Origin of the sequence: Cellulosimicrobium funkei (genome assembly GCF_001019615.1) — a bacterium.
Taxonomy (GTDB): domain Bacteria; phylum Actinomycetota; class Actinomycetes; order Actinomycetales; family Cellulomonadaceae; genus Cellulosimicrobium; species Cellulosimicrobium cellulans_E.
Genome location: NZ_JNBQ01000011.1, coordinates 89,597 through 96,222, shown reverse-complemented (window position 1 = coordinate 96,222; position 6,626 = coordinate 89,597). Strand labels below are relative to the sequence as shown.

Below are 6,626 nucleotides of genomic sequence, written 5' to 3'. Positions count from 1 at the left end.
TCTCGTCACGAACCACGTGCCGACCACCTCTCTCCAGGAGCACACTGGGAAACCGAGCCGTGCCGCGACCCCGCCGGGGTCCGGGGGCCGCGCGGCCGCCGAGCACGAGGGTGTGCGGAAGGGCTCCGACATGGGAACGCACGAGAACAAGGCCACGGCGGTCGCCGTGCACACGCGGGCGATCCCCGGCAACCACGGCGACGCGCTCGCGACGCTGCTGGCGCCCGGGTTCCGCAACCACGACACGTCGCCCGGCTGCGACGGCGGCGCGGACGCCCTCCTCGCGACGATGCACTGGTACGACGAGGCGTTCGAGGACCAGCGCGTGGAGGTCCTGCACGCGGTCGCCGAGGGCGACCTCGTCGCGCTGCACGTCGAGCTCAGCGCGCGGCACACCGGGTTCTTCCGCGGTGTCGCCCCGACGGGACGCCGGTTCCGGGTGCGCGAGATGCACGTGCTCCGGTTCGCGGAGGGCCAGGAGGCCGAGCACTGGTGCGTGCGCGACGAGTCCGCGCTCGTGCGGGCGCTGGCTCACCCCGCGCCCGTCGGCGTCGGCTGAGCGGTCGGTCGCGCGGTCGCCTCGGCGGCCGGTCGCGCCGCGGCGCGGTAGGCCCGGTCCACCGTGGCCTGGCCGAGCACGCGCGCGCCGGCGTAGACGACGAGCGACTGCCCGGCGGCGACGCCCCGCAGCGGCGTCCCCGTGAGCTCGACCTCCATCGCGTCGCCGACGGCCCGGACCCGGGCCGCGACCGGGGCACCGTGCGCGCGGACCTGCACCTCGACGTCGGCCTGCTCCCCCGCCGCCGGGCGCGCGTCGTCGAACCAGACCGCCGCGCCGGCCTCGACGCGGTCGACGCTCAGCAGCTCGGCCGGCCCGACGACCACGCGGTTGCTCGCGGGCTGCACGTCGAGCACGTACCGCGGACGGCCGTCGGGTGCGGGGCGGTCGATGCCCAGGCCCTTGCGCTGGCCGACCGTGTACGCGTAGGCGCCGTCGTGCTCGCCGAGCACCGTCCCCTCGGCGTCGACGATCTCGCCCGGCCGCGTGCCGAGACGGTCGCGCAGGAATCCCTGGGTGTCGCCGTCGGCGACGAAGCAGATGTCGTACGAGTCGGGCTTCGCGGACACCGACAGCCCGCGCCGCGCGGCCTCGGCGCGCACCTCGTCCTTCGACGCGAAGTCCCCGAGCGGGAACATCGCGCGCGCGAGGCGCTCGGGCCCCATGACCGCGAGGACGTACGACTGGTCCTTCGCCGTGTTCGGGGAGCGGTGGAGCTCGCGCACCGTGCGCACCCCGCCCGGGGCCGACGCGTCGGCCTCCTCGCGCGTCACGATGCGCGCGTAGTGGCCCGTCGCGACGGCGTCGAAGCCGAGCGCGGTCGCCTTGTCGAGCAGCGCCTCGAACTTGATGTGCTCGTTGCAGCGCACGCACGGGTTGGGCGTGCGGCCCGCCTCGTACTCCGCCAGGAAGTCGGCGACGACCGTGTCCTCGAACCGCTCCGAGAGGTCCCACACGTAGTACGGGATGCCGAGCACGTCGGCCGCGCGCCGCGCGTCCCCCGCGTCCTCGATCGAGCAGCACCCGCGCGACCCGGTGCGGAACTGGTCCCGGTTGCGCGACAGCGCCATGTGGACGCCCACGACCTCGTGCCCCGCCTCCACCGCGAGCGCCGCGGCGACGGCGGAGTCGACGCCGCCCGACATGGCGGCGAGCACCCTCATGCGGCACCTCCCGCGCGGCTGGGGACCGCGGTGCGGGTGGGGCCCGACGCGAGGCCCGCCGCCCGCGCGCGCTCGACGGCGGGAGGCAGGGCGTCGAGGAGGCGCGCGACGTCGTCGGGAGTGGACGTGACGCCGAGCGTGAACCGCAGCGCGCCGCGCGCGTCCTGCTCGGGCACGCCCATCGCGAGCAGCACGTGCGACGGCTGCGGCACGCCGGCCTGGCACGCGGAGCCCGTCGAGGCCTGCACGCCCGCGGAGTCGAGAAGGTAGAGGAGCGAGTCGCCCTCGGCCCCCGGGAACGTGAAGTGCGCGTTGCCGGGCAGGCGGGCGGCGACGCGGTCGCCGGACCCCGGCTCGGGCCCGCTGAGGAGGGCGTCCGGGACGCGCTCGCGCACGCCCGCGACGAGCTCGTCGCGCAGGGCCGCGAGGTGGGCGGCGCGCTCCTCGCGGCGCGCGACGGCCTCGGCGACCGCGACGCCGAACGCGCGGATCGCAGGCGCGTCGAGCGTGCCGGAGCGCACCCCGCGCTCCTGGCCGCCGCCGTGCAGCACGGGGGTGAGCGGGGCGTCGCGGCGCGCGACGAGCGCGCCGACGCCGACGGGGCCACCGAGCTTGTGCCCGGACACCGTCATCGCGTCGAGGCCGCTCGCCGCGAAGTCGACCGGGACCTGGCCGACCGCCTGCACCGCGTCGGAGTGCACCGGGATGCCGTGCGGGCGCGCGAGCTGCACGACCTCCTGCACGGGCTGGAGCGTGCCCACCTCGTTGTTGGCCCACATGACCGAGATGAGCGCGATCTCGTCCGCGTGCTCGGCGATCTCCGCGCGCAGCGCCGCGAGGTCCACGCGGCCCTCGCCGTCGACGGGCAGCAGGACGATCTCCGCACCCGCGTGCTCGGCCATCCAGAACGCGGGGTCGAGCACCGCGTGGTGCTCGACCGCGGACACGACGATCCGCAGCCGGCGCGGGTCCGTCGTGCGCCGCCCCCAGAACAGGCCCTTGATCGCGAGGTTGTCCGCCTCGGTGCCCCCCGCGGTGAACACCACCTCGCTCGGGCGCGCGCCGAGCGCCGCGGCGATCGACTCGCGCGCCTCCTCGACCGTGCGGCGGGCGGCACGCCCCGCGGCGTGCAGCGACGACGGGTTGCCGGTGCGCGACAGCTCGTCGACGAACGCCTCGCGCGCCGCCGCGGACAGCGGCGTCGTCGCGGCGTGGTCGAGGTACGCGGCCGCCGCGGGGACAGGGCCGGATGGATGGGTCACGGTCACCCAGTCTACGAACGGTCGCGGCGCTCGCGGTCCGAGGAGTGGGCGGCGCTGGACTTCCCGGCGAGAAGCGCTAGGTTGTGGGAGGTCTGCGCCCGGCCGTCGCCGGGCGCTCGTCCCGGTCGCAGGACCGCCGTCGCGCGCCACACGTCGCCGCGGGACGGAAACGTGCCGAGGACGAGACCGTCCAGCCACCGACAGGGGAAGTGGCATCTCGATGCCCGACGACGCCGCACCGCCCGCCGTCGAGGCCGCCGGGGACGTCCCGGTCGCCTCGGGCGGCGGTCGCCTGCTCTGGGGAGACCTGCCGCTCGCGCTGCGCGACGAGCTGGAGGCGGTCGCCGGGGGCCGGGTCGTGCAGGAGCGCTCGATCTCGTCCGGGTTCAGCCCCGGCCTCGCGTCCGTCCTCACGCTCGACGACGGCACGCGCCTCTTCGTCAAGGCGGCCCGGACCGCGGACGAGCCCGTGGCGGCCAACCTCCACCGCGCCGAGGCGAAGGTCGCGACGCGGCTGCCGCGCGCGGTCCCCGCCCCGCGCTTCGCCTGGGGTCACGGGGACGGCGACTGGATCGCCCTCGCGTTCGAGGTCGTCGACGGGCACGTGCCCGCCACGCCCTGGGACCCCGACGAGCTCGACCGGGTCCTGACCACGCTCGTCCGCGTCGCGGCCGTCCCGGGGGCCCGTGCGATGCGTCTGCCGCCGACCGGGCCCGACTTCGCCGACATGGCGACCGGGTGGCGCGCGCTCCGTGCGGACCCCGACCCGCGCCTGCCCGCCGTCGCGCCCTGGGCGGCCACGCACCTCGACGCGCTCGCGGAGGCCGAGCGCGGGGCGCTCGTGGCGTGCGAGGGCGAGTCGTTCGTGCACGGCGACCTGCGCGCCGACAACGTCCTGCTCACGCCGGAGAGGGTCTACCTCGTGGACTGGCCGCACGCGTCGAGGGGTGCGGCCTGGCTCGACCTCGCGATGTTCCTGCCCAGCGTCGTCATGCAGGGGGTCGTCGGCGTGTGCGAGCCGGTCACGGTGAGCGCCGACGCGGCCCGCCGCGCGCGCGGCGGCGCGTGGGCGGCGTCGACCTTCGCCGCGCACCCCCTCGGGCGTGACGTGCACCCCGCCGACCTGCGCTCGGTCGTCGCCGGGATCGCCGGGTACTTCCTGCACTCCGCGCGCAAGGCCGCCGTCCCGACGATCCCCCGCCTGCGCGCGTTCCAGCGCGCCCAGGGCGTCGCGGCCGTCGCCTGGCTGGCGCACCTCGGTCTCTGAGAGTCCCACCGCGGACGAGGGAGGGGCCCGGCGCCGTCGCGGCTCCGGGCCCCTCCGTCGATCGGGAGACGTCAGTCGCGCCAGACCTGGACGACGGACGGGCGCGGGCCCGCGAAGGCACCCGTCGGCACCGGGGCGCCCGGCGTCAGGTAGTCGGGGAAGTACGACGCCTGGGCGTCGAACGACCCGTCCTCGCCCGGGTGCTGGACCGCCACGTAGACCATGCGGTCCGTGGAGTCCACGAGGGGTCCGCACGTCTCGGCGCCGCGCGGGACGGAGAGGAACTGCTCGACGCGACCGCGCTCGCGGCCGTCGAGCGTGACCTTGAACAGCCCGTCGCACTTCTGGATCGTGCTCGGCTGACCGTCGGTCGAGATCCAGAGGTTCCCCTCGGCGTCGAACGCGAGGTTGTCCGGGCAGGAGATCGGGGACACCTTCTCCTTCGGGTAGCCCGAGAAGTACGTGGAGGTGTTCGTCGCGGGGTCGCCCGCGACGAGCAGGAGGTTCCACCGGAACGTCAGGGACGCGGCGTCGTCGCGGTCCTCGACGATCTCCACGACGTGCCCGTCGCGGTTGGTGTTGCGCGGGTTCGGCTCGGTCGCGGCCTCGGCCGCCGCGGGCCCGCGCGACGTGTTGTTGGTGCACGCGACGTAGACGCGGCCCGTGACCGGGTTGGGCTCGACGTCCTCGGGGCGGTCCATCTTCGTCGCCCCGACCTTGTCGGCCGCGACGCGCGTGTAGACGAGCACCTCCTCGAGGCTCATGCCCTCGACCTCGCTCCGCCCGTCGAGGACGAGCGGGACCCACTCGCCCCGGCCGTCGAACGCGCCGTCGGACGGCACCGCGCCCGACCCGTCGATCTCGGACGCGGGCGAGTCGCCGCGGAACCGCGCGACGTAGAGAGAGCCCTCGGTGAGCAGCGTCTTGTTGTGACGACGCGCCGCCTCGCTGGTCCCCGGGCGCATCGTGCGCGACGAGACGAACTTGTACACGTAGTCGAAGCGCTCGTCGTCGCCCATGTACGCGACCGCGTTGCCCCGGCGCGAGAGGATCACGTTGGCGCCCTCGTGCTTGAACCGGCCGAGCGCGGTGTGCTTCACCGGCGGCTCGTCGGGCGCGTACGGGTCGATCTCGACGATCCAGCCGAAGCGGTTGGGCTCGTTCTCGTACCCGGGGTTGCGGGCGTCGAACCGCGGGTCGTCGAGCTCCCAGCCGTAGCCCGTCGCGGCGTCGCGCAGGCCGTAGCGCGCGTCGTGGCCCGCCCCCGACGTGCGGAAGTAGCCGTTGTAGTTCTCCTCGCCCGAGAGCACGGTGCCCCACGGCGTCGTGCCGCCCGCGCAGTTGTTCAACGTGCCCAGCACGCGCGTCCCCGACGGGTCCGCGACGGTCTTGACGAGGTCCGAGCCGGCCGCCGGACCGGTGAGGCGGAACTCGGTCGTCAGGTGCACGCGGCGGTTGTACCGGCTGTCGGCCACGTAGTCCCACGGCGTGCCCGTCCGACGGCGGCGCACCTCGACCACGGACATGCCGTGCGCGGCGCGCTCGATGGCGCGGCGGGTCGCGGCGTCGTACGAGGCGTCGAACATGATCGCCGGGTTCGTGTACTCGTGGTTCGCGACGAGCAGGCCGCGCGTGCCGCGGCCCGGGCCCTTGCCCCGGCCCTGCGCGCCGGCGAGGGCGTGCTGACGCTCGAACGGCAGGATGTCGAGGTAGTCGTTGTTGTAGCCGAACTGCCGGGCCTGGGCCTCGGGGGTCTGGCGCGCGACGTCGAACGGCTGGGCGCCGCGCAGGATCGGGTCGCCCCAGCGGATCACCGGGCGCCACCGGTAGCCCTCGGGCACGACGAACGCGTCGCGCGCCGCGGGCTGCGGCGAGATCGCGCCGAAGGCCAGGCCCTTCTGCGGGCGGCCTCCGCCGTGGCCGCCACCGTGGGCGGGCAGCGCCTGGGCCGCGGCGGGCGGGGCGCCGACGGTCTGGGCACCGAGCACGACGGCCGCGGCGCCGACCGCGAGCCCGCCCAGCAGCGCACGGCGCGACATCGCGCCCGCGACGACGTCGCGGAACGTCTCGTTGGCGCTCTCGTTGGGGACCGGGTGCGAGCACGCGTCCGCGCACTTCAGCCGGCAGGTGACGGGGCTGCGCTTGCCGCGCGCGTGCGGCGCGACGGAGAGCAGGGGGCGATGCTCGGGGGCAGGCGTGATCGTCATCGGTCGTCTCCACGGGTCGGGGGGCTTCCCCGTCACCGGGGAGTCGGCCCGACGCTAGGAACGGTCGATGACCGGCCGGCCACCACCCGGAGGACGCCGGGTGAATTCTCGGCACCGGCTGTCCGCCCCCTGGGCGGCGAGCGCGGAGACGGACCGGTGCTCACGTAC

At 75.7% G+C, this 6,626-nt stretch carries 5 protein-coding genes; 2 read left to right on the top strand and 3 right to left on the bottom strand.

Going from position 1 to position 6,626, the window contains the following annotated elements; all coding sequences use genetic code 11:
* Positions 1–130 precede the first annotated feature (130 nt).
* Positions 131–559, top strand: a complete 429-nt coding sequence (locus FB00_RS21095) for an ester cyclase (protein ID WP_156186372.1) — start codon at positions 131–133, stop codon at positions 557–559.
* On the opposite strand, the gene mnmA is transcribed toward FB00_RS21095, so the two are convergent.
* Both mnmA and FB00_RS10915 read right to left on the bottom strand, forming a co-directional pair.
* Positions 532–1,722 carry a tRNA 2-thiouridine(34) synthase MnmA gene (gene mnmA / locus FB00_RS10920; protein ID WP_047232933.1) on the bottom strand — a complete coding sequence of 397 codons (1,191 nt, stop codon included), beginning with the start codon at positions 1,720–1,722 and terminating at the stop codon, positions 532–534. The genes FB00_RS21095 and mnmA overlap by 28 nt on opposite strands.
* Positions 1,719–2,990, bottom strand: a complete 1,272-nt coding sequence (locus FB00_RS10915) for a cysteine desulfurase family protein (protein WP_419865525.1) — start codon at positions 2,988–2,990, stop codon at positions 1,719–1,721. The genes mnmA and FB00_RS10915 overlap by 4 nt, the downstream gene beginning before the upstream one ends.
* Before the next feature lie 214 nt (positions 2,991–3,204).
* Here FB00_RS10915 and FB00_RS10910 point away from each other — a divergent pair, with 214 nt between their 5' ends.
* Entirely contained in the window at positions 3,205–4,251 is a 1,047-nt protein-coding gene (locus tag FB00_RS10910) for an aminoglycoside phosphotransferase family protein (RefSeq protein ID WP_052877596.1), read from the top strand.
* Between the two features lie 71 nt (positions 4,252–4,322).
* Here the strand turns inward: FB00_RS10910 and FB00_RS10905 are convergent, their stop codons facing one another.
* Positions 4,323–6,458, bottom strand: a complete 2,136-nt coding sequence (locus FB00_RS10905; RefSeq protein WP_047232932.1) for a PhoX family protein — start codon at positions 6,456–6,458, stop codon at positions 4,323–4,325.
* Positions 6,459–6,626 lie beyond the last annotated feature (168 nt).

Coding starts and splice junctions, on each gene's coding strand:
- FB00_RS21095 (WP_156186372.1), top strand. CDS start 131: ATGGGAACGCACGAGAACAAGGCCACGGCGGTCGCCGTGCACACGCGG.
- mnmA (WP_047232933.1), bottom strand. CDS start 1,722: ATGAGGGTGCTCGCCGCCATGTCGGGCGGCGTCGACTCCGCCGTCGCC.
- FB00_RS10910 (WP_052877596.1), top strand. CDS start 3,205: ATGCCCGACGACGCCGCACCGCCCGCCGTCGAGGCCGCCGGGGACGTC.
- FB00_RS10905 (WP_047232932.1), bottom strand. CDS start 6,458: ATGACGATCACGCCTGCCCCCGAGCATCGCCCCCTGCTCTCCGTCGCG.